The 21,168-nt window shown below is 39.0% G+C and carries 19 protein-coding genes and 1 other RNA gene; 9 read left to right on the top strand and 11 right to left on the bottom strand.

All coding sequences use genetic code 11. The features are described 5' to 3' along the window. The first annotated feature begins 760 nt into the window (after positions 1 to 760). Entirely contained in the window at positions 761 to 1,006 is a 246-nt protein-coding gene (locus SYJ56_RS17375) for a hypothetical protein (RefSeq protein WP_323836283.1), read from the top strand. Between the two features lie 162 nt (positions 1,007 to 1,168). Here the strand turns inward: SYJ56_RS17375 and yidC are convergent, their stop codons facing one another. Next, on the bottom strand, positions 1,169 to 2,977 hold the full coding sequence (gene yidC / locus SYJ56_RS17370; protein ID WP_323836281.1) for a membrane protein insertase YidC: 1,809 nt from the start codon (positions 2,975 to 2,977) through the stop codon (positions 1,169 to 1,171). A gap of 42 nt (positions 2,978 to 3,019) precedes the next feature. Continuing rightward, positions 3,020 to 4,636, bottom strand: coding sequence for a CTP synthase (locus SYJ56_RS17365; protein WP_323836280.1), 1,617 nt, complete (start codon positions 4,634 to 4,636; stop codon positions 3,020 to 3,022). A gap of 1,155 nt (positions 4,637 to 5,791) precedes the next feature. Here SYJ56_RS17365 and SYJ56_RS17360 point away from each other — a divergent pair. Then, a complete protein-coding gene (locus SYJ56_RS17360; RefSeq protein WP_323836278.1) occupies positions 5,792 to 6,196 on the top strand; it encodes a hypothetical protein in 405 nt (134 codons plus the stop codon). 62 nt (positions 6,197 to 6,258) lie between these two features. Here the strand turns inward: SYJ56_RS17360 and SYJ56_RS17355 are convergent, their stop codons facing one another. Together SYJ56_RS17355 and SYJ56_RS17350 are read right to left on the bottom strand one after the other, a co-directional pair. Continuing rightward, entirely contained in the window at positions 6,259 to 6,666 is a 408-nt protein-coding gene (locus tag SYJ56_RS17355; protein ID WP_323836276.1) for a hypothetical protein, read from the bottom strand. Beyond that, positions 6,663 to 7,337, bottom strand: coding sequence for an RNA polymerase sigma factor (locus SYJ56_RS17350; RefSeq protein WP_323836274.1), 675 nt, complete (start codon positions 7,335 to 7,337; stop codon positions 6,663 to 6,665). The genes SYJ56_RS17355 and SYJ56_RS17350 overlap by 4 nt, the downstream gene beginning before the upstream one ends. Positions 7,338 to 7,342: 5 nt before the next feature. Here SYJ56_RS17350 and SYJ56_RS17345 point away from each other — a divergent pair, with 5 nt between their 5' ends. The 7 genes from SYJ56_RS17345 to SYJ56_RS17315 all read left to right on the top strand — a co-directional run bounded on the left by SYJ56_RS17345 (position 7,343) and on the right by SYJ56_RS17315 (position 16,342). Further along, positions 7,343 to 7,684 carry a DUF6249 domain-containing protein gene (locus tag SYJ56_RS17345; protein ID WP_323836272.1) on the top strand — a complete coding sequence of 114 codons (342 nt, stop codon included), beginning with the start codon at positions 7,343 to 7,345 and terminating at the stop codon, positions 7,682 to 7,684. 198 nt (positions 7,685 to 7,882) lie between these two features. Further along, positions 7,883 to 8,269, top strand: coding sequence for a hypothetical protein (locus SYJ56_RS17340; protein WP_323836270.1), 387 nt, complete (start codon positions 7,883 to 7,885; stop codon positions 8,267 to 8,269). After that, positions 8,266 to 9,699 (top strand): CCA tRNA nucleotidyltransferase, encoded by a 1,434-nt coding sequence (locus SYJ56_RS17335; protein ID WP_323836268.1) that lies wholly within the window; start codon positions 8,266 to 8,268, stop codon positions 9,697 to 9,699. Before SYJ56_RS17340 ends, SYJ56_RS17335 begins: the two co-directional genes overlap by 4 nt. A gap of 21 nt (positions 9,700 to 9,720) precedes the next feature. After that, positions 9,721 to 10,425, top strand: a complete 705-nt coding sequence (locus SYJ56_RS17330) for a tetratricopeptide repeat protein (RefSeq protein ID WP_323836266.1) — start codon at positions 9,721 to 9,723, stop codon at positions 10,423 to 10,425. A gap of 208 nt (positions 10,426 to 10,633) precedes the next feature. Next, positions 10,634 to 12,277: a tetratricopeptide repeat protein gene (locus SYJ56_RS17325; protein WP_323836264.1), complete on the top strand. Its 1,644-nt coding sequence runs from the start codon at positions 10,634 to 10,636 to the stop codon at positions 12,275 to 12,277. A gap of 192 nt (positions 12,278 to 12,469) precedes the next feature. After that, positions 12,470 to 13,555: a phytase gene (locus SYJ56_RS17320; RefSeq protein WP_323836263.1), complete on the top strand. Its 1,086-nt coding sequence runs from the start codon at positions 12,470 to 12,472 to the stop codon at positions 13,553 to 13,555. Between the two features lie 18 nt (positions 13,556 to 13,573). Beyond that, on the top strand, positions 13,574 to 16,342 hold the full coding sequence (locus SYJ56_RS17315) for a TonB-dependent receptor (RefSeq protein ID WP_323836261.1): 2,769 nt from the start codon (positions 13,574 to 13,576) through the stop codon (positions 16,340 to 16,342). Between the two features lie 411 nt (positions 16,343 to 16,753). Here the strand turns inward: SYJ56_RS17315 and SYJ56_RS17310 are convergent, their stop codons facing one another. From SYJ56_RS17310 to SYJ56_RS17280, 7 genes are all read right to left on the bottom strand, one after another. Next, positions 16,754 to 18,151: a S41 family peptidase gene (locus tag SYJ56_RS17310; protein ID WP_323836259.1), complete on the bottom strand. Its 1,398-nt coding sequence runs from the start codon at positions 18,149 to 18,151 to the stop codon at positions 16,754 to 16,756. A 67-nt stretch (positions 18,152 to 18,218) separates the two neighbouring features. Continuing rightward, entirely contained in the window at positions 18,219 to 18,929 is a 711-nt protein-coding gene (locus SYJ56_RS17305; RefSeq protein WP_323836257.1) for a cell division ATP-binding protein FtsE, read from the bottom strand. 2 nt (positions 18,930 to 18,931) lie between these two features. Next, a complete protein-coding gene (locus SYJ56_RS17300; protein ID WP_323836255.1) occupies positions 18,932 to 19,135 on the bottom strand; it encodes a fructose-6-phosphate aldolase in 204 nt (67 codons plus the stop codon). Between the two features lie 43 nt (positions 19,136 to 19,178). Continuing rightward, positions 19,179 to 19,838: a fructose-6-phosphate aldolase gene (fsa, locus tag SYJ56_RS17295; protein WP_323836253.1), complete on the bottom strand. Its 660-nt coding sequence runs from the start codon at positions 19,836 to 19,838 to the stop codon at positions 19,179 to 19,181. Positions 19,839 to 20,015: 177 nt separating this feature from the next. After that, an RNA gene (ffs, locus tag SYJ56_RS17290) (signal recognition particle sRNA small type) lies at positions 20,016 to 20,101 on the bottom strand. A 105-nt stretch (positions 20,102 to 20,206) separates the two neighbouring features. Beyond that, positions 20,207 to 20,437: a hypothetical protein gene (locus tag SYJ56_RS17285; protein ID WP_323836251.1), complete on the bottom strand. Its 231-nt coding sequence runs from the start codon at positions 20,435 to 20,437 to the stop codon at positions 20,207 to 20,209. A 20-nt stretch (positions 20,438 to 20,457) separates the two neighbouring features. After that, on the bottom strand, positions 20,458 to 21,012 hold the full coding sequence (locus tag SYJ56_RS17280) for a hypothetical protein (protein ID WP_323836249.1): 555 nt from the start codon (positions 21,010 to 21,012) through the stop codon (positions 20,458 to 20,460). Positions 21,013 to 21,168: the final 156 nt, after the last annotated feature.

The raw sequence follows: 21,168 nt of genomic DNA, 5'->3' as shown, positions 1-21,168 counted from the left end.
GTGCTGATTTTTTAGGGCTTAAATTCTGCTGTCATCCGGTTATTAATGAGTGTCCATTTAGCTTAAGTTGTGTATGTGTAGCGTCCTGAATAAAGCATCCCGAACACGTTCGGGAAGGTTTCAAGTTTGAATCTTGACGAGGTCACAAAGCTCAACTTTTCAGTTGGGCTTTTTCTTTTTAGTTTAATCAGTATCATTCTGTGCTGATTTTTTAGGGCTTAAATTCTGCTGTCATCCGGTTATTAATGAGTGTCCATTTAGCTTAAGTTGTGTATGTGTAGCGTCCTGAATAAAGCATCCCGAACACGTTCGGGAAGGTTTCAAGTTTGAATCTTGACGAGGTCACAAAGCTCAACTTTTCAGTTGGGCTTTTTCTTTTTAGTTTAATCAGTATCATTCTGTGCTGATTTTTTAGGGCTTAAATTCTGCTGTCATCCGGTTATTAATGAGTGTCCATTTAGCTTAAGTTGTGTATGTAGCGTCCTGAATAGAGCATCCCGGACACGTTCGGGAAGGTTTCAAGTTTGAATCTTGACGAGGTCACAAAGTAAAAGAGGCTGTCTCATAAGTAGGGACAGCCTCTAATTTGTACGGGTAGGTATCTGAGAAAAATTCCAAATACTCAAATGTCAGGCTGTTGATTTAAGTTATGAGACAACCTCTTTTCTACTTTTGTCCCTAGTTTCTTTTGAAACCACTTTTTTTTTAGAAATAATTTTTACTCATTTTAGTTAAACTATTTTGCGCCTTGAGCTTTACAATGAAAAAGTGTCTTCCTCTTCTGATTCTGATTTTGACGGGTTGTAACCTTTTTGAAGACACCAAATTGGTGGATATTCAAGATGTTGATGGCCCTTGTACCATATTTCTTACTGACGGGACCACTGTTGTAAGCAATGGTAATGTTGAAATAAGCAAACGAACACAAGCAATAACCTATCGAGATGAGGCGGGTAAAATCTGGTCGCTTTTTAAAAATGACTACACGAGCTATTCCTGTCAATAATTCAGGTTACTGGAATTCACTCTTTCAAGAATACGTGAGAAAATAATAGAGGCTGTCCCTTATGAGACAGCCTCTGATTTTTACGGGTAGGAATATGAGCTTGATTCGAAATTTTCAACTCCCAGTCCCTTCCTATGATTTTTGAAACAGCTTCCTGACTAACTACTTTTTACGTGTCGTATCGGCTGCTTTCATCGCGTCTTCCAGTTTCTGTTGGAATTTCGATTTCTTTTTATTCACATTCTTTGCTTTGCTTTCTTCCACTTTTGCTCTGATTTTCTCATCATCTACAAATAGTTTGATCAAAGCTTGCTGACCAAATGTCACCATGTTTGATACAAAATAGTAAAAGCTCAATCCAGCAGGATAGGAGTTCAAAATAAACATAAACATAACTGGCATGATGTAACCCAAGTTTTTCATTGGTCCAGTTGCCGTGGTCAGTTGATTATTGAAATGCGTATAGATAATCTGAGACACCGTCATCAGCAATGTGAATAAGCTCACATGGGATCCATAGAATGGAATTGTAAACGGCAGATTGAAAAAGGTGTCGTATGTAGAAAGGTCGGTTGCCCAAAGGAAAGATTCCTGGCGCAGTTCGATTGCATTTGGGAAGAAAAAGAAAAGCGCAAATAAGAATGGCATCTGAAGCACCATCGGCAAACAGCCAGATATAGGACTTACACCCAGTTTCGAGAAAAGCTTCATCTGCTCCTGCTGCATCTTGGTAGCATCATCTCCGTATTTCTCTTTCAGCTCATCGATTTCTGGCTTGATCACACGCATTTTGGCCATTCCTATATATGACTTGTAGGTCAGAGGGAAAAGTGCGAGTTTGATCAGAAATACGATGATTACAATGATGACACCGTAATTGGTAAAGAACTTTTCTAAGAAAGCGAAAAGATTAACGATGATATACTTATTGACCCAGCTGACAAAGAAGTAACCCATGTCCACGTTGTCCTCAAATCCGTCTGTTACCTTCTTAAGGGTTTTGTATTTGTCCGGACCGAAATAATAGGTGAAACCAGCTTTACCCTCCTGAAGAGGAATAGATAGACTAGTAGCCATAGTGCGGACAATAGTACTATCAGTCTCCGGAGTGCTTTGAGTGATGGTTACATTTTGGAAGTCTGTGTCTGCTATCATCGCAGCACTGAAGAATCGCTGGCTAAAGCTCACCCACTTGACAGGCTCTGCAATAGTTTCTTGCTCCAGATCATCTCCTGCTCCAAGGTTGTCAAAAGATCCCTCAGAAGTATAATAATTTAGTCTTGCCTGTCTTCTGGATTCGGCAAGATCTCTTTCCTGCAACATCACCTTGTCTTCCCAGTTGAGTGTAAGTTCATTTCCAGTGAATAAACCTTGAAAGCGATCTATTTCGAATGATTTTTTTACTTGATAGCTACCATCCTCAAGGGTGAAAGTCTGTATCAGTTGTCCATTCTCAGTCTCGGCAGTTAGCGTCAGAGTTTGAATAGTTACCCCTTCTTCATTTTGCGTACTTTCTTTAGAAGGTGTAAAGTAGATATCCCTTAGATTCAAAGGGCCATTTTTGCTTTCAATGACAAAGTCCATTGTAGAACTTTCTTCATTTAAAAGCTCTAAAGGCTCTTGAATCGAGCTTTTATATTCTTTTAGGATAACCTTTTTTATCTCAGCTCCCTTAGTCGAAATGCTAACCTGAATTAGGTCGTTCTCAAAGCTAATCGTTTCTTCTTCTCCTACAGTCACTGACGCTAAATCGCCATATTTAGCCAGTCTAGCAACTCCTAACGTACTGTCATTTTCAGATGTCGCTTGTGGGATTTGTGTTTGATCTGGGGTATTTGATTGAATTGATTCTGATTGAGAGGTAGTGGTTGTTTCCACTTCAGGTATCTCTGGAGTGCTCGCAAAGAAAAGCGAGTAGATCAGGATAACCGCTGCAAAAAGAATCAAACCAGTTGCTTGATTTCTGTCCATAAAGTTTAATCGTAAACCCGATAAAGAATCGTCGGGGAGTTTTTATTTAATTTTTTTGTCCACAGCAGCCTGGATGAATTTCACAAACAGGGGCTGAGGGGTTAGTACTGTGCTTTTATATTCTGGGTGGAATTGAACCCCAACAAACCAAGGATGACTTTTTATTTCAACAATTTCTACCAAACCCGTCTCAGGGTTTTTTCCAGTAGCGATCATTCCATTTTCTTCCATAATGGCTAGATACTCATTGTTAAATTCATACCTGTGTCGATGTCTCTCTTGGATTTTAGATTTTCCATAAGCCTGAAAAGCTTTACTGCCTTTTTTGAGGTCGCAAGCATACGAACCCAAGCGCATAGTTCCGCCCATTTGGTCAATATTTTTTTGCTCTTCCATCAATGCAATTACCGGAGTTGGGGTATTTGGATCCATTTCCGTGCTATTTGCATATTTTAATTTGAGTACGTTTCTGGCGTATTCAATTACTGCGACCTGCATTCCGAGGCAAATTCCAAGAAAAGGAACATGGTTTTCTCGGGCATATTTTACTGTTTGAATTTTGCCTTCAAAACCTCGCTCCCCAAATCCAGGTGCTACAATTATACCATCCAGGTCTGTAAGTTTTTGAACGATATTATCAGGGTTGATTTCCTCTGATGAAATCAATCTAAGGTTTACATCACACTCAATCGAAGCGCCAGCATGAGTGAAGGATTCGATGATGGATTTATAGGCGTCAGGTAGTGAGACATACTTCCCTACCAAGCCTATTGTCACTTCCTGAGTTGGATTTTTAAGCTTACCGAGAAAGTCTTTCCAATTTTCCAGATCAGTATTTTCTTTGGATGTAAGCTTAAGTTTCGTCATTACGCGCTCATCTAATTTTTCCTTTTTCATCAATAAAGGAACATCATAGATTGAGTCTGCATCCATAGCTTCGATTACATTATTCAGCTGAACGTTGCAGAAAAGTGCTAGCTTCTTCTTTACATCTGCAGGTAAATGATATTCTGTGCGGCAAACAAGAATGTCTGGCTGAATACCAGCTTCCAGCAATTGCTTAACAGAATGCTGAGTTGGTTTGGTTTTTAATTCTTTGGCAGCTTTAAGATAAGGAATCAAAGTCAGGTGAATAACCAAGAAGTTATTCGGACCCAGATCCCATTTAGCCTGTCTTACTGCTTCAATGAATGGAAGGGACTCGATGTCACCAACACAACCACCGATCTCGGTAATTACAACATCATATTTACCGTCTTCACCCAGTTTATAAAAATTAGCTTTGATTTCGTCAGTAATATGAGGTATGACCTGAACTGTCTTTCCGAGGAATTCGCCTTTACGCTCCTTAGTGATCACATTATTATAGATCCTTCCTGTAGTGATGTTATTGTCCTGAGAAGTCGGGATATTCAAAAATCGCTCGTAGTGTCCTAAATCCAAATCGGTCTCTGCTCCATCGTCAGTCACATAGCATTCGCCATGCTCATACGGATTTAGAGTTCCAGGATCGATGTTCAGATAAGGATCGAATTTTTGGATGGTTACTTTGAAACCTCTAGCTTGGAGCAACTTGCCTAGTGAAGCTGCAATAATGCCTTTGCCGAGAGAGGAAGTAACTCCTCCGGTAATAAAGATGTATTTGGTGCTTGAAGCCATAAGAATGGGGGAGGATGGAAATTTGTTTGGATTCTTATGGGGCTCAAAATTATGGAAAATTCCCGATTAATGGCTTTTTGAACTTGAATAAGATTACTTTTCTCGAATTTCTTATACTTTTTCCATAACGTGTATTGTGACAATACGTGTCAATTTGCTGGAATCAAAAAAAACATGCATTTAGTTTAAAGCTTATTAAAGTCTGAGCTGGTTAAGTCTTTCATCTAGTTTTTAACTAGCTATCGGCCGAATTCAAATTCTATATGGACCTCCATATCTTGATAAATGTCTAAGTAAATCAAATTAGTATTGAGCATTATGATAAGCACTATAAATTGCAACTAAATGATAACGAGTGTTTTATGTTGAGTTTGGTTTTATTATTTAATTCAGTGGATTTGAAAAAGTTTCAAGATGATCTTGTTATACTTAACACGGTTTATTCTCTGCTATTTATGAAGGGGTGATTGATCGCAAAAAACCTTTATGTTATTGGTTCACCAACAATTTAGCGGATGATTTTTTAAACTAAGTGAATATGGCCAGTGTGTATGGATAGGTTTAGATGCAGAAAATATAAAGTAGCATCATTGTAAATGATAATAAAATACATTTTGAATCTGAAAGATTATGGAAAACCCTCATCTCTTTCGTAGTTGAATCCGTTTGTGAACATGTTAAGTTGAATGAAGCGATAGAGGAAATAGCTAACTCAAAACGCGATAACGAAAGTGTTATTATTTTAGTATAAGGTGAATGAAATGATGCTTTGCCCTTATATAAAATCTCAAGTTACCTTATGTGAGGTTGAATCTGACTTTGATTTCTAAACAGAAAATCCGATACGGAGTAGTTTTTTCGAATTTTAATAAGATTGTAAATTCTCATCGAAATGAAATTAGCAGTAAAGAATTTAATACTAACTTTTTAAATAGTTCATCAGAAAATCAATATTATTGTGCTTTTAGTCAGAATTTTCATTCGTTTAGTCTCCTACAGCAAAGGGAGCTTGATTATTTCCTCAGTTAAAGAATCTTGATGATAGGGTTTTATTTGTTAAAAAAGATGTTTTTTAATGCTTTGTAATTATCTGAGATATGATAATTATATATATATTGCGTGTGGTTTATAATAAATAATTATCAACGTAAAAATATGAGAGATTTAATCAAAGAAGCTATTGCTGACCTTAAAAAAGGTGATGGATTTATTTATGTAACATCAGATGGTAACAAGATCGATTTACATGAAGCAGCTACAAAAGGGATAGCAGTTACTCCTGTGAATCCTAAAGATCAAGTAATCAAGAAATTGGAAGCAGCAGGTCTTCATTTGAATGACGGTAGATTCTTAAATGAATTAAACGAATTGATTTCACTTGTTACAGGAAGTAGCTCTGCTACTAAAACGTCTAAAAGAAGATCATTCACCGATGCAGAGAAAAGCAAAATTGTAGAAGAGTGGAAGAAAGTAGAAGCTGCAGGTAAGAAAACTAAAGCGGCATTTGCTAGAGAAATTGGAGTCGGTTACCAGACATTTATCAACTGGTTGAGAGGATAATTCCTCTATGACAAAACAAAAAAGGCAGCTATTTAAGCTGCCTTTTTTGTTTTACACTTAACCTAAAACGTTTTCCATCTTCTAAGAGAAGTGATGACTGTCAAAAATGCCAAAACTATAAAAGCAACTAAGGACTGAAGAACTATGGGTGATAAGTTTATTACTGGAAATGAAATTCTTGGAAGTGAAATAGCAACTTCAGGAATAGATATACTAGGCAACTGATCAAACAATGGGGTAGCATCACTTCCATTTGGTACAAATAGCAGGACAGTGACAAATAAAGCCACTATGGCGCCACCGATTATTTTCCAGCCTAAAGATGAAATTACCGGTCTATAGACTGACACAGTTGGCGTATGATTAAGTCTCGATAATATAGATTTATGGAAACCTTCAGAAGGATCCTCTGTTCCCAACTCAGAAATAAATTGGCGGATATACTCGTCTTCTTTGCCTTGATTTTTCATAGCAGATGAATTAATTCACTATTTGTGATTTTTTGCAGCGATTCCAAAAGACTTTTTCTTCCTCTATGCAGAAGGATTTTGACATGTGAACTTGTCAAACCCATAATTTCTTCAATTTCTTTTATACTTTGTTCTTCCAGATAAAACAATGTAAGCACAGCTGACTCCGCTGGCTTCATAGCATCCAGACCACGCTGAATAAGTTCTTTTCTTTCTATCAGTTGAAGTGATTTTAATCCATCCAAGTAATCCACTGAACTACTTGCCGTCTCTTCGACTTCATCCAATTGGATTGTATAGTTTTTCGATTTCCTCAATCTGCCAAGCGCCTCATTATATACAATCTTATATAACCAAGTAGTAAACTTAGATTTTCCTTCAAAGGTTTTTAAGGAATGAAACGCTTTCATAAATGCGTCTTGAGAAGCTTCTTCAGCTTCCTCTCGGTTTTTAAGAATCCGCATGGCCAGGGTAAATGAATATTTTTCATGCTTTTGAATCAATTGTCCATAAGCATTCATATTACCCCGTAGCGTTTTCTCTATATAATGGTGGTCTTCCTGGAATCGCATTTTCACATTGGATGCAAGTACCCGAAAAAAAGTTACAGTTTTTTGTTCAGACTTGTAACCTTTTGGCCGGTATCCTACATCCAAGAAGAAAAAACACATAGATCATGGCAGAAACCATCTTAGTTACACTGATTATTTTCTCCAGTATTTTCGGAGTCATCTTCACTTTCTTGACCACCCGAAATAAGGAAAGGCTCGCACTAATTGAAAATGGTGCTGACGCGAAGCTCTTCAACTCTGGCAAAAAATACAGCTTTGGCCAGTTTATTCTGAATCTTGCTCTCCTTGCAATAGGAGTTGGTGTAGGAGTATTGGTAGGAGCAATGTTCAATAATGGCGGAATGGAAGAAGGCGTTGCCTTTAGTTCTTGCATCTTTATTTTTGGGGGAATTGGCTTATTTATTAGCGTTTTCTTGAACAGAAAACTTGACAAAGAAGATATATAAACCAGTTTTTTAATAAGTGCCAAAAGCCTTCTCTTTGCGGGGAAGTTTTTTTGGTTTAACCCCAAAAGAGCTTGCTCTCGAAATTCTGTTTATTTTTGTAAAAAAATAAACGCATTGGATCACTCACAATTACTAGCAGCTTTTAGGGAAAAGGGCATTTTGCACCTAAAAGAAGGAAACGGAAAAGTAATAACCTTCATGAAACCAGAGCTTTGGAAGGCTGAAATGGGTGAAGACTGGATATTTTTACTTTTTGATTTATTTCAAATCCGTACGATTTGCGAAGCTTTTTCAGAGGTTTCTCTGGATATCGTAGAATATGCAAATAAGCCTACTGTCTATCATAGTCCGGCGAATCGCATCATTAAAAATGGACCTATAGAGGAGGGAGTGCTGATGTTCAGTCTGATATTGGAGCCTAACTGGAATAAATTACTGTTTCAGATTTCTCAGCCGGTTTTAGTAAAAATGGATACTAAAGAAGTCACAGCTCATCAGACACCATTATTATTTCCGCTTTTGAGTCCAAGTACAAAAGAGATGTTTTTGGGGCCTGACGGGGATGTCAAAATTATTAAAGGATGAATTTCAAATCACATCTTGACGAATTCGAAGTCTTTGCCAAAGTAGCAAAAGCTGCCTCAAATTTAGGATTAGAAACCTATGTGGTGGGAGGATATGTGAGAGATTTGATTTTGAAGAGGGATTGTAAGGACATTGATTTTACTTGTGTAGGAAGTGGGATTGAATTGGCCAAAGAAGTGGCTAAGCAATACAATGAGCATGTGCCACTCTCAGTCTTTAAGAATTTCGGTACAGCAATGCTGAAACTGGATGACTGGGAACTGGAGTTTGTGGGGGCTCGCAAAGAGTCTTATCGTTCGGAATCCCGCAATCCAATCGTGGAAACAGGCACCCTTCAGGAAGATTTGGAGCGCAGGGACTTCACAATCAATGCTATGGCAATCTCTTTGAATGCCGCAAATTATGGGGATCTGCTTGATCCGTTTGATGGTCTTGCTGATATCAAAAAGAAATTGATTCGCACACCGCTAGAACCCAACATCACATTTTCTGATGATCCTCTCCGCATGCTTCGTGCTGTACGGTTTGCCGCTCAATTGGATTTTGATATTGATGGAGACACCTTCTTTGCATTAAGCGAAAACGCACATCGATTAAATATCATTTCGGGGGAACGTGTCATAGTAGAATTGAATAAAATCATACAGGTGAAAAAACCTTCCTATGGCTTCAAATTGTTGTTTGCAGGTAAATTGCTCCATGAGTTTTTTCCAGAAATGGTAGAGTTGCAAGGTGTGGATTCGGTGGATGATAAATCTCACAAAGATAATTTCTACCATACTCTTCAGGTACTCGATAATGTCTGCCAGATGAGCGATGATCTGTGGCTTCGCTGGGCGGCTATTTTACATGACATCGCTAAACCGGCAACCAAACGCTTCAATAAGAAAGTAGGCTGGACATTCCATGGCCATGAGGATAAAGGAGCGAGAATGACTCCAGGGATTTTCCGCAGGTTGAAACTCCCGATGGATGAGCGCATGAAATATGTGCAGAAACTGGTTAAGCTACATCTTCGCCCCATTGCACTAGTCAAAGATGAGGTGACAGATTCGGCTATGAGAAGATTGCTATTCGAAGCTGGGGATGATATCGATGATTTGATGAAGCTTTGTCGTGCAGATGTCACGTCGAAAAACAATAAAAAAGTAAAACGTTATTTAGAGAATTTCGATAAAGTAGCTCAGAAGCTTATCGAAGTCGAAGAGAAAGACCAAGTCAGAAACTTTCAGCCGCCTATTTCGGGTGAGGAGATCATGGAAATTTTTGGTTTGGAACCTTCAAAAATCATAGGAGACATTAAAGAGGAAATTAAAGAAGCTATATTGGAGGGTAAAATTCACAATAATCCTGATCAGGCACGTGAATTGATGCTGGAGATTGCCAAATCCAAAGGATTGTTTCCAGTGTTAGATCGCCCAAATTCTTAAACTAAATCAAAATCAATTCAAATGAAGCACGTATTACTCATGCTGCTTATGGCCTTTTGCGCCAGCACTACCATTGCCCAGACGGCCGATTCTGTTGCCAGACTTGACCCAAAACTTAAAAGAACATTGAATGTAGCTGACCAGGCTGCTTACCAACTGGCCTTGCGTTACAACGATGTCGCATCTGCTAAGAATTCTCTCTATCACTTGATTGTCAGAAATCCTGACGACATACGTTATGTGGAGATGTTGGGATCACTATATTATGAAGCGGGACAGGCCATGTCAGCAGCCCTTGTTTCCATGGATGTGTTGAAAGTCAATGACAAAAGCATTACTTCTTTGGAAATAGCTGCTTATTCTTTGGAACAAGTCGGGGCCCTTGAAAAATCCCTGCCGTATTTCGAAAGTCTTTACTTGCTTAGTGGAGACAATTTCAGCCTTTACAAATCAGGCTTTATTCAGTATAGCTTGAAGAAATACCCAGAGGCTTTGAATTCTATGAATATGTTGGTAAAAAATGCTAAGCCTGAGGATAAAGTAGGCTTTCCAAAGTCACAAACAGAAACTCAAGAAGTCAGTATGAAAGCAGCTGCTCTGAACCTAAAAGGAATGATCTACTTGGATCAAGGCTCTAAAGTTGAAGCGAAGGCAGCATTCGAAGAAGCAATATCGCTAGATCCTGCATTTGACCTTGCAAAGGAAAATCTTACCAAAACAAATTGATCAAGTCAAATACTGATCATGAAACCGGCAGGGATGCCGGTTTTTTTGTGTCTAGTGGGTTTAGGCTTATATGATCAAATTTTTTTTCATCCATAGGTAGATTATGAAATCTGATGGTCATTGTTCTAGCATTCACGAAGAGAAGTTTAATAAAATGACAACTTTCACTTAATGATTTTCACTTCTGATACGTCGAAATTCGCTGATTATGAAGCGATTGATTTTATTCACATGGGGCACTGTCATTTTCATTGCTTGGTTTCCACACTTCTCCCAGGCTCAAACCCCCTTTTTAATTGACTCACAGCTGGACTCAGCGACAAGGTTAGCCAAGAGTAAGCCCGATAAGGCATTTATGCTTGCCACAGAAGTTTTGGAAGAAAGTAAGCTAGCTGCTTTGGATTCTCTGGTAGGGAAGGCACAATTAATCCGTGGCCAGATTCTTTTACAATTTGGATTGTTTCAACCTGCCGTAGAGGCATTTTATGAAGCAGAGCATATTTTTCAAAACAATAACTTACCTTCTCTTTTGGCGCATGTAAATAATGCGTTGGGTGAAGTCTATTACAAAATTAAGTCTCCCGAAGATGCGCTACAGCGCCATGAAACAGCATTTATTATTTATCAAAAACTGCAGGATGCAGGAGGGGAGGCTGAGACAAAAAGCTTCATAGGGGGAATGTATGAGAAAATGGGTTCCTACCCCAAAGCCCTAGCCTATCAGCAGGAAGCACTTAAAATTTTTGAGGAACTTAACCTGAAGAGTCAATTGGCTTTCGTCAGAGAGAACATCGGAAGTATTTATGAAGATTTAGAACAGTATGATTCTGCATACTTCAATTTTCAAAAGGCATTTGTGCTGAATATGGCACTTGGGGATAGTCTTCGGATTATCAGCAATCTAAATAATCTTGGCGATGTGCTTCGCAAAACTAGTGAGCCAGAGGAAGGATTACTTTATTCAGAAAAAGCAGCGGAGATGAGTGAGAGACTTGGTTTTTTATATCAACAGAAAAGTGCGATCGTAGATATATCTAAGGCATACGCAGAGATGCGAGACTATGATAATGCGTATAAATATTTGGAGCAAAGTCGTCAGTTAAGCGACTTGGTTTATTCAGAAGAGTCAGCTCGGCAATTGGCAGTTCAAGAAGCTCAGAATAGTTTGTACGCTAAAAATCAACAGATCATTCAGCTCGAGCAGATGCATGATTTCGATGCCATCGTAAAATGGCTGCTTTTGTTTTTGGTTGGTTTAATGTGTGTGTTGGGCTGGGTCATTTTCAATCGCCAGAAATTGAAAATCAAAAGTAACAAGGAATTGCTCGAGCGCCATCAGGAAATACTTCAGGTGAAGGAGCAACTGATCGCTACAGAACAGCAAAATATGCAATTGTTGGAAATGAAAATGGAAACAGAAGAGAAGGCCCATTCTAAAGCACTCACTGCCCAAACCCTACATGTCATCGACAAAAATCAAATGCTGGAAGATATTCAGACAAGACTGAAAAGTATCTTGGAGCAGGAGCCAAAAGAGCAAAAGAAAAAGATTAGAAATCTTATTAAGCAAATTGATTTCAATTTTTCACATGATACAGATTGGGAAGATTTCAAGCATAGTTTTGAAAAGGTGCATCAGGATTTCTTCCGAAACATCCATCAACGAACCGGTGGTCTCACTCCTGCTGAAATGAAGCTTGCAAGTCTGATGCGGCTTAATCTAAACTCAAAAGAGATCGCTTCTTCACTTGGTATTTCCATGGATAGCCTTCGGATTTCAAGATATAGACTTCGTAAGAAATTGAACTTGGAAAAAGGTGATAGTTTACAGCAGTTTCTCCTTTGTATATGATTTACAATTTGTTAATCTCTTTTTAACATTTCATAAGTTTCTGAAAACCAAACTTTTGAGATCGTTTTTTGAAATCCTGTTTAGGTTTTGTTAACGGTTACTTTTTCAATTGTTGCCCAATTGATAACAGCCATTTGTAGTCAAAAGCTGCTTCTCAAGCTAAAATTGTAACATCAAAACCATTTAAATCTTATGACAAAAAGTAGACTATTCACTGGCTTATCTGCATTGGGATTTTTAGCAAGTTCATGCGGCGGGCCAGTCCAACAAAAAGAAGAAATAATCGGGCAAAGGCTGGTGAAACCAGTCTATACAACTGATTCGGTTATCCATGACACCGACGATCCCGCCATTTGGGTGAATCCGACAGATCCATCCAAAAGCTTAATGATTGGAACGGACAAGGATGCTGAAGGAGCACTTTATGTATTTGATCTTAAGGGAAAGTCCATCGACTCGCTAATCGTACGCGACATCCAACGCCCAAACAATGTGGATGTAGGATATGGCTTGGATCTAGGTGATCGGACTGTCGATTTTGCAGTCACTGGAGAGCGTATGACTTCCAAACTGAGATTTTTCTCACTCCCTGATATGAAAGAAATCAATATGGGAGGTATTGAAGTGTATCAAGGAGAGACTTGTTCTGACTGCAGAGATCTGATGGGGGTTGCTATATTTCAAGATCAGACCTCCGGTAAAAACTTTGTTATCGCAGGTAGAAAAAGTGGCCCAACAGACGGGACATATCTCTGGCAATATGAGATCATAGGTGAGGGAGGCCAAATCAAATTAAACTTGTCTAGGAAGTTTGGAACCTATTCCGGAAAGAAAGAAATCGAAGCCATAGCCGTAGACACTGAGCTGGGGTATATCTATTATTCTGATGAAGGGGTAGGTGTAAGAAAGTACTATGCAGATCCGGAAAAAGGAAATGAGGAACTGGCGCTTTTTGCTCAAGAAGGATTCTCTGATGATCACGAGGGGATTTCTATATACAAACTGGATGATAGTACCGGCTATATCTTGGTGTCTGACCAGGGTGCCAACCTTTTCCATGTTTTCCCAAGAGAAGGAAGTATTTCAAATCCGCATGAGCATGCATTGATTACCAAGATCGCTACCAGTACTATTTCAAGCGATGGATCTGAATCCATCAGTGTCCCTTTAGGGGCAGACTTCCCACATGGACTTTTTGTAGCCATGTCGGATGACAAGACCTACCAAATCTACCGATGGGAAGATATGGCAGGCGACATCTTAAAATCTAAAAACTAAGCATTAATCTTCATAATTATGAAAAAGTCATTACTGATCGCAATTACCTTGATCGCTGTTTTTTGCCTAAATCATAAGGCGCTGGCACAAGGAGTTTTAAAAGGTAGAGTGATAGATGCACATAATCTATCTATGCCAGGTGCCAATGTCGTATTGAAGAATACCACATTGGGTACGATTACAAACCAGGCGGGAGATTATTCCATTGTTGACCTTCCTCAGGGGTCTTATGAAGTAGAGGTGACGTACTTGGGCTATGGTTCTGTTATCTATAAAACGACAATTGAAAAGGGGGAAACAACCATCCTGAATTTCAAATTGGATGAAACTACTATCGAGAGTCTGGAATTTATAGTGATGGGAGACCGGCTTAAAGGACAGGCAAAAGCCCTTAATCAGCAAAAGAACAATGCTAATATTACCAATGTGGTGTCTTCTGATCAAATTGGAAGGTTTCCTGATGCTAATATTGGTGATGCATTAAAAAGAATCCCGGGGATCACCATGCAAAATGATCAGGGAGAAGCGCGTAATATTATCATTCGTGGCCTTGCACCGCAGTTAAATTCGGTAACGCTAAATGGAGAGAGACTTCCGTCAGCAGAAGGAGACAACAGAAATGTGCAGATGGATTTGATTCCATCCGATATGATTCAGACGATAGAAGTAAACAAGGCTGTACTTCCGAGTATGGATGCGGATGCAATTGGCGGTTCTGTAAATCTTGTAACCCGGCAGGCTCCAAATTCGCTTAGGATTTCAGGAACAGCCGCTTCAGGGGTTAACTTATTGTCTAATAAACCTATCTGGACAGGTGGCTTGATTATAGGCAACCGCTTTTTCAACGATAAATTGGGAGCGATTTTTTCAGGATCATACAATAATCATCGCTTCGGATCAGATAACATTGAGGCAGTTTGGAAAAACTATGATAACGGAGCTTCTCTCGAGGAATTTGATATCCGAGAATACAGAGTGCAGCGGGTTCGGCGGTCAGCTACCCTAGCATTTGATTATGATATCAACGACAATCATACGCTATTTCTTTCCGGGATGTATAATCATCGCGACGATTGGGAAAACAGGTTTAGAATGCGCGTAAGTCAGTTGGATGATTCCTTTGATGATGGTGATTTCACGGAGGTTAGCCCAGGGAAATATTTGACTAAAGGCCGTGTGGAATATGAGACGAAAGGTGGCCTGGATAGCGATAGAAACAAAGCTTCTAGACTGGAGGACCAACGGGTTTATAATACGACACTAGGGGGTAGCCATTTGTTCAATAAACTAAAGATGGATTGGTCTGTAACCCATGCAAAGGCATCAGAAGAAAGGGAATTTGAGCGCTATACTTCATTCAGGTCTTCTAACCAGGATGTTACTGTAGATGTGTCAAATCCTGACAAACCTTATGCTAATCTGACTAATCCAACTGACAATCTTGCCATTGGGTTAAATGGACTATCAGAACAATACGGCTACACATTTGACCGTGATCTGAATGGGAAACTGGATTTCAAATTACCATACAGCCCCAAAGGGATTTTACAGCTTGGAGTGAGGTATCGCGGAAAAGATAAGGAACGAGACAATAACTTCTATGAGTATGAGCCACTAGATGAAGAGGCTTTCGGAGAAACACTTGCAGATGTACCAAATGTCAATTACTCAGATCCGAATTTTCTGGCAGGATCCCAGTATCAAGTAGGCACCTTTACGGACCCTAAATATTTGGGAGGATTGGATTTCAAAAATTCAGCACTGTTTGAAGAAAGTGATGTTCCTGAAGAATATGCGCCGGGTAATTTCACTGCGAAAGAAACCATCACAGGTGGATACATAATGGCAGATCATCAGTTTTCAGATAAGTTCTCTGCAATTGCTGGTGTAAGATTGGAACATACTTCCATAGATTACATGGGAAATATCTTTGATATAGATAATGAAGAGATCTCTTCGGCTGAGGGTGAGCAGAGTTATACCAATTTCATGCCTGGGGTACATTTGAAGTACAACATGAATCCAAACAGTGTTTTGAGATTTGCATGGACAAATACCATTGCAAGACCAAATTACTTTGACCTTGTCCCCTATGCTGAATTTAGTCCAGAAGATGAGGAATTGTCACGTGGAAATTCTAATCTACAGCCTGCTACTGCAATGAATTTTGATTTGATGGCTGAGCAGTATTTCGATAATGTTGGTCTTATTTCACTAGGTGGATTTTATAAGGACATTGATGATTTCGTATATACCATCACAACACAGGGGTATAGTGACCCCCAGTTCGGTTCTGGATTGCAATATTCCCGTCCGGAGAATGGTGGGACTGCAAAAATATATGGATTAGAAGCGTCTATTCAGCGTCAGATTTGGAAAGGAATTGGAGTTTACTTGAACTATACCTATACGAAGTCTTCTACTACAGGCATTGAAGGAAGAGACAATGATGATATTGAATTACCTGGTACAGCGGATAATATGTTTAATGCATCACTTTCTTATGAGACAAAGCGGATAGTTATGAGAGTATCACTGAATTATGCCTCTGATTACTTGGATGAATTGGGTGGAGAAAGCTTTGAAGATCGCTATTACGATAAGCAAACATTCTTGGATGTAAATGCGTCATACGCTATTACGCCTAAATGGCGTGTATTTTTCGAAGGAAATAACCTGACCAATCAACCTTTGAGATACTACCAAGGAATCAAATCCAGAACGATGCAAGCTGAATATTACAATGCACGATTAAACTTTGGATTGAAATTCGACTTGTTCGAATAGAAGAAGTTGTTGGAATATAAAAAAGGCTGCCAAATTCAATTTGGCAGCCTTTTTTGTATATGCTAAGTATAAATTTTTCTAGCTAAGGAAAAGGTAGTATGCGATGAACGTTGTCAATAAAGAGATAACAAAACTCAGGGAAATGATCTTTGGATAGTTTGTTACCCACTGAGGTTTTTTACTTTCTCCTTCGACTACCAGTTGTCTATTCGGCCTGACTACTTCCTGCACTATGGCAAGGCAACCTAGGAAATAAATTGTTAGTATTAGAAGGAGACTTGCTGCTATTTCCATGACATTCAAAAGTGAGCCTTAAATTTAGCATCAATTTTATAGGAAGTCATTAAAGATCGGAAACTTAACAATTTGATAATGAACAAAAACAAGCCCCGATATTTCGGAGCTTGTTGATTATTTAATTATTGGGGATTCTATCATTTTTCCTGTCCGGATTTTTCGATCTAAGGTATTGGCAATTTCTTCTCGATCTAATTTGACCACTCTTCCAGATGAAGGCTCACCCGTGATTTGCTCAATAGCTGTTCTTAGCAAAATCTCATTTACATCACCAAGAAGTCTTAGGCGTTCTGAGTTTTCATTGACAGCAATATTTGGAGTAAAACCTGTGCTGTAGTCAGATTGATCTAGGCTGTTGAAACTTTGGGTAACAATAGGTAACAAGCCATATGCATTCTCTGGATTGTCTTCATCTTCAATCGCAATTGAACCTACATTTTTACCATAAGTAACATCCCCAATTAAGAAAACATCCATGTATGGCTTGAGCCCATTGATGATTAGTTCAGATGCTGAAGCTGTTCCGCCGGTGGTCAATACATACAGGCGATTTCCGGTAAGAATATTGCCGAGATTTTGAGATTTATCTAAAAACTCAGTCTTAACACTGCTCAATGCAGGTATTTCTGAAGCAAGCAAGTTATTGTATTTTGTTCTCGAAAAAATATCAGAACTAGTCACTCCAGGACCAATTAAACTAGCGAGGTTTACTGCAGAAGTGACATATCCACCGCCGTTGTATCGTAGATCTAACACTAGATTAGTGATGTTTTCCGCTTTCATTTTCTCAAACACAGCATCCATCTCTCTATCGTACAGTGTATTGTCACTCGCTGTACCTGGCGCGAAGAAGTTATATACTACATATCCGATTTTTTGATTATTGATTGTATAGACTGTATCAAGGAAATTCGGATCTTCAGATAATTCTATAGGGGTGAGTGAAATTTCCTCTCTTGCCACATATGCTCCTGTTTCATCGCTATACCTGAGCGGTCTGATGGTATGAGTTGTCTGTGTTTGATCCAACAGGGTTCTATAGTTATTAATATCTATCTGTGTACCATTGATGGCAACGATTGCATCGCCACGTTTTAAATCTGTTAATGAAGCGGGACTGTTTTTCTTCACGTAAAGAACTTCAGCATATACATTTTCGGAGTCAGGTACTCGGTACAATTTGAACTCGTATCCTGCATCTAATGAAATACCGCTCAGAGAATTGATCAACTCTTGGTAATCAGGATAAATTGCTGAAAACCGATCTGTTGGCTTGAAAAGTAGAGAATTGAAATAATTGGTTGGATCAGAAGTAGCTGCTATAGGTGTTCTAAGATTGAGTCTCCAATAGTAAACTTCATCCATTACATCATAAATCCAGTTATTAATTTCCTCTTCTAATGTAGGATCAGGATCGATAATTGGGTCCTTATCGCCATCTTTATCACAGCTCCAAAGTAATCCACTCAGGATTACAAAGAAGAAAGCTCTTGAGAGTAGGGTAGATTTCATATTTGGGAAGTTTGGATACTTACAAACGTTACATTTTGCAAAAGCGTTTGAAATTTAACTCGAAATATTAATAAGTAGAACCAAAAGACACGTCATGTGTTTGACTATCCTGGAGCGCTCCTTTTTCACATTTCAATACTCGGTATGGGTACTTACGAAGTAAATCATAATTATGGGTTGCCATCAATATCGCAGTTCCCTTTTTATTTATTTCTTGGAAAAGCTTAAAGATACCGTCTGCAACATCGGGGTCAAGGTTCCCAGTAGGCTCATCCGCAAGTAAAATTGAAGGCTCATTAAGCAAGGCTCTTGCGATTACCACACGCTGTTGTTCGCCACCTGAAAGCTGGTGAGGCATTTTACTCGATGCATTGTTCAGACCTACCAAAAGCAGGACTTCAGCCATCCGGGCATTTATTTTTGATTTATCTGTCCAGCCCGTTGCTCTCATAACAAATGCTAAATTTTCAGCCACAGAGCGATCGTTGAAGAGTTGGAAATCTTGGAAAATAATCCCGATTTTTCTTCTCAGATAAGGAATCTCCTTGATCTTGATATTTTCCAGATTAAATCCCGCTACTTCAGCACTTCCACTTTTCAACTCCAAATCGGCATAAAGTGTTTTTAATAAGGAGCTTTTACCACTGCCAGTTCTACCGATTAGAAACACAAATTCGTGCTGCTCCACAGAGAAGTTTACATCCGTAAGTATGGGGTCGATACCCTGAAAGATTGTTGCTTGTTTTACCTGAAGTACAGGCTGAGTACTAAAATCCATTCTTAAAGTTCTAATTTTTGCAATTTCCCAAATGGAAGCTCCTTGATTAACTTTTCAAGTTCTTCTTCCTTTCCTTCCAGACCAAATTTCTCAATTTTCTTCAACGGCCTATCTGCTCTGAAATAGGCTACTAATACAAAGTTTTCATCTCTGATCTGAATGTAGTCAGGGATTCTTGCTTTGCCTTTTACTTTGATAATATACATAAGGGAAATTAAAAAAGACCGACAAAAGCCGGCCTTTCACTAGTTATTTTCCAGCTGCTTTGGCATGATCTGCCAAAAACGTTGCCAAACCAGAATCTGTTAATGGATGATTAAGTAAACTCGTAATTACTTTCAATGGACAGGTGACTACGTCTGCTCCAACTTCAGCGCATTTCAACAGGTGCATGCTATGACGTACAGAGGCAGCAAGTACTTCTGTTTCATAACCGTAGTTCCCATAGATATGCACGATCTGGGCAATAAGATCCATTCCATCAAAGGAAATATCATCTAATCTTCCAATGAAAGGAGAGACATAACTAGCTCCGGCTTTTGCGGCAAGAAGTGCTTGGCCTGCAGAGAAAATCAAAGTACAGTTTGTACGTATTCCCTCACTTTGGAAGTATTTAAGGGCTTTTAGTCCATCTTTTACCATCGGGATTTTAACTACGATCTTGTCATCGATTTTTGCGAGTTCTTTCCCTTCTTTTACCATGCCTTCATAATCTGTAGCGATTACTTCTGCACTTACTTTATCATCTACGATATCACAGATAGTTTTGTAGTGAGCTCTTACTTTTTCTTCTCCGCTGATGCCTTCTTTGGCCATTAGAGAAGGGTTGGTGGTTACGCCATCTAATACTCCTAGGTCATAAGCTTCGCGAATGTCAGATAGATTGGCTGTGTCAATAAAGAATTTCATATTTGAATTGTTTAATAGGTATGGAATTTCCTTTTTTCAGACTTTGCTATTCTTGAAAGTGGGCAAAAGCCAGATAGAAGGATAGTTCCAAATGGATTTGATTGTGGGAAACAAAGTTAGAAGATTAATCAAGATATGGAACTTGATTGGAGTTGCCTGACAAAAAAATAGGGCAAAAAAGAAGCGGCATCGCACCGCTCAACCACCTACCCTTGCTTCCTTCCGGACCTGGGGGATTCAGCAGGAGCTGGTCGTGCCGCCGGCGCAAAGGTAAGGAGAAAATCAATGTTTACAATATTCTTACTCAGGTTTGCTGAATCGGTGTCTTTTCCCCTTGACTATGAGGCTAAAAGATTTCAAATTTGAAATCAGCGTATTTTCGCCAGATGTAACTGAAATTCCAGCACGTTGCAATTGATAAATTCATCTTCTGCCAGGTCATCAAAAATCTCTTCGTCAAACTCCAGTTCAGTTTTTTCGATTTTCCCATCTGGATGTACGATAAGCTCAACCCCTGCGAACGTGTCAGGATCAACCTGCACTAATACTTGGTAATCGTCAAAAACCCGCTTGAGATACTGTGGAAATGCCTTTGCCATTCTTGTATTTTTTAATAAAACTACTCATTGGGACCGATTGGATGATAACTTGAGTAAAATATCATCACATCTGCAGGAGCACTTTGGGTTATTTTGATCCGCTCGAATACATAAAAAGCCTGCGTAAGAAAATCTTTTTCATTGTAGGTTTTGACGGGAGCGATGGCATGGTTTTCCACTTTGAAAAGTGGCCCGGATGGACCTGTAATTTCGTAACCATTCGCATTATTTTTTCTTTTCACTTTGATAATATCCCCATCTACAAATTCAAACCGTGCCGAACCCCAGAAATAACTACCTTTTCCTCTGGCTACCTGAAGCTTTGTTTTCGGCTCCATTATCCTTGCCTTTTTGATGTTTGTGATATCATTATGGAAAAACAAATGGAACACTCTGCCGTCATAGTCAAGATCTGCGTACCTATAGCCTTTGTCTATTTCCATTTTGGCTTCAGCTTCAGTGTCGGATTCAAAGGTGACCTGATACATTGGGGTTTTCCATTCAGTCCCAGATTGGGCAGTCACAAAACCAAGACTGAGGAAGAAAAGCGGAAGAATGAGTGGGTTATATTTCATATTGATCGAGAGTTATATAGATAATCGAACGGATAAAATGTATTTTCGTTTTACATATGTAGTTTGCAAGTGTCATTTTGTTGGAGGTTTACTTTTTGGCGATAATTTTTTTTGATAAAAAAATTGATTCATGCTTTGTCCTTAACAATCCCTTTC

The organism is Algoriphagus aurantiacus, from assembly GCF_035156405.1.
Classification (GTDB): Bacteria; Bacteroidota; Bacteroidia; order Cytophagales; family Cyclobacteriaceae; genus Algoriphagus; species Algoriphagus aurantiacus.
The sequence above is the reverse complement of the archived record's forward strand: the minus strand, read 5'-3'. Positions and strand labels throughout refer to the sequence as shown.

Excerpts from the sequence above, each read along its gene's own strand:
- SYJ56_RS17375 (WP_323836283.1), top strand. The coding sequence starts at position 761 with ATGAAAAAGTGTCTTCCTCTTCTGATTCTGATTTTGACGGGTTGTAAC.
- yidC (WP_323836281.1), bottom strand. The coding sequence starts at position 2,977 with ATGGACAGAAATCAAGCAACTGGTTTGATTCTTTTTGCAGCGGTTATC.
- SYJ56_RS17365 (WP_323836280.1), bottom strand. The coding sequence starts at position 4,636 with ATGGCTTCAAGCACCAAATACATCTTTATTACCGGAGGAGTTACTTCC.
- SYJ56_RS17360 (WP_323836278.1), top strand. The coding sequence starts at position 5,792 with ATGAGAGATTTAATCAAAGAAGCTATTGCTGACCTTAAAAAAGGTGAT.
- SYJ56_RS17355 (WP_323836276.1), bottom strand. The coding sequence starts at position 6,666 with ATGAAAAATCAAGGCAAAGAAGACGAGTATATCCGCCAATTTATTTCT.
- SYJ56_RS17350 (WP_323836274.1), bottom strand. The coding sequence starts at position 7,337 with ATGTGTTTTTTCTTCTTGGATGTAGGATACCGGCCAAAAGGTTACAAG.
- SYJ56_RS17345 (WP_323836272.1), top strand. The coding sequence starts at position 7,343 with ATGGCAGAAACCATCTTAGTTACACTGATTATTTTCTCCAGTATTTTC.
- SYJ56_RS17340 (WP_323836270.1), top strand. The coding sequence starts at position 7,883 with ATGAAACCAGAGCTTTGGAAGGCTGAAATGGGTGAAGACTGGATATTT.
- SYJ56_RS17335 (WP_323836268.1), top strand. The coding sequence starts at position 8,266 with ATGAATTTCAAATCACATCTTGACGAATTCGAAGTCTTTGCCAAAGTA.
- SYJ56_RS17330 (WP_323836266.1), top strand. The coding sequence starts at position 9,721 with ATGAAGCACGTATTACTCATGCTGCTTATGGCCTTTTGCGCCAGCACT.
- SYJ56_RS17325 (WP_323836264.1), top strand. The coding sequence starts at position 10,634 with ATGAAGCGATTGATTTTATTCACATGGGGCACTGTCATTTTCATTGCT.
- SYJ56_RS17320 (WP_323836263.1), top strand. The coding sequence starts at position 12,470 with ATGACAAAAAGTAGACTATTCACTGGCTTATCTGCATTGGGATTTTTA.
- SYJ56_RS17315 (WP_323836261.1), top strand. The coding sequence starts at position 13,574 with ATGAAAAAGTCATTACTGATCGCAATTACCTTGATCGCTGTTTTTTGC.
- SYJ56_RS17310 (WP_323836259.1), bottom strand. The coding sequence starts at position 18,151 with ATGAAATCTACCCTACTCTCAAGAGCTTTCTTCTTTGTAATCCTGAGT.
- SYJ56_RS17305 (WP_323836257.1), bottom strand. The coding sequence starts at position 18,929 with ATGGATTTTAGTACTCAGCCTGTACTTCAGGTAAAACAAGCAACAATC.
- SYJ56_RS17300 (WP_323836255.1), bottom strand. The coding sequence starts at position 19,135 with ATGTATATTATCAAAGTAAAAGGCAAAGCAAGAATCCCTGACTACATT.
- fsa (WP_323836253.1), bottom strand. The coding sequence starts at position 19,838 with ATGAAATTCTTTATTGACACAGCCAATCTATCTGACATTCGCGAAGCT.
- SYJ56_RS17285 (WP_323836251.1), bottom strand. The coding sequence starts at position 20,437 with ATGGCAAAGGCATTTCCACAGTATCTCAAGCGGGTTTTTGACGATTAC.
- SYJ56_RS17280 (WP_323836249.1), bottom strand. The coding sequence starts at position 21,012 with ATGAAATATAACCCACTCATTCTTCCGCTTTTCTTCCTCAGTCTTGGT.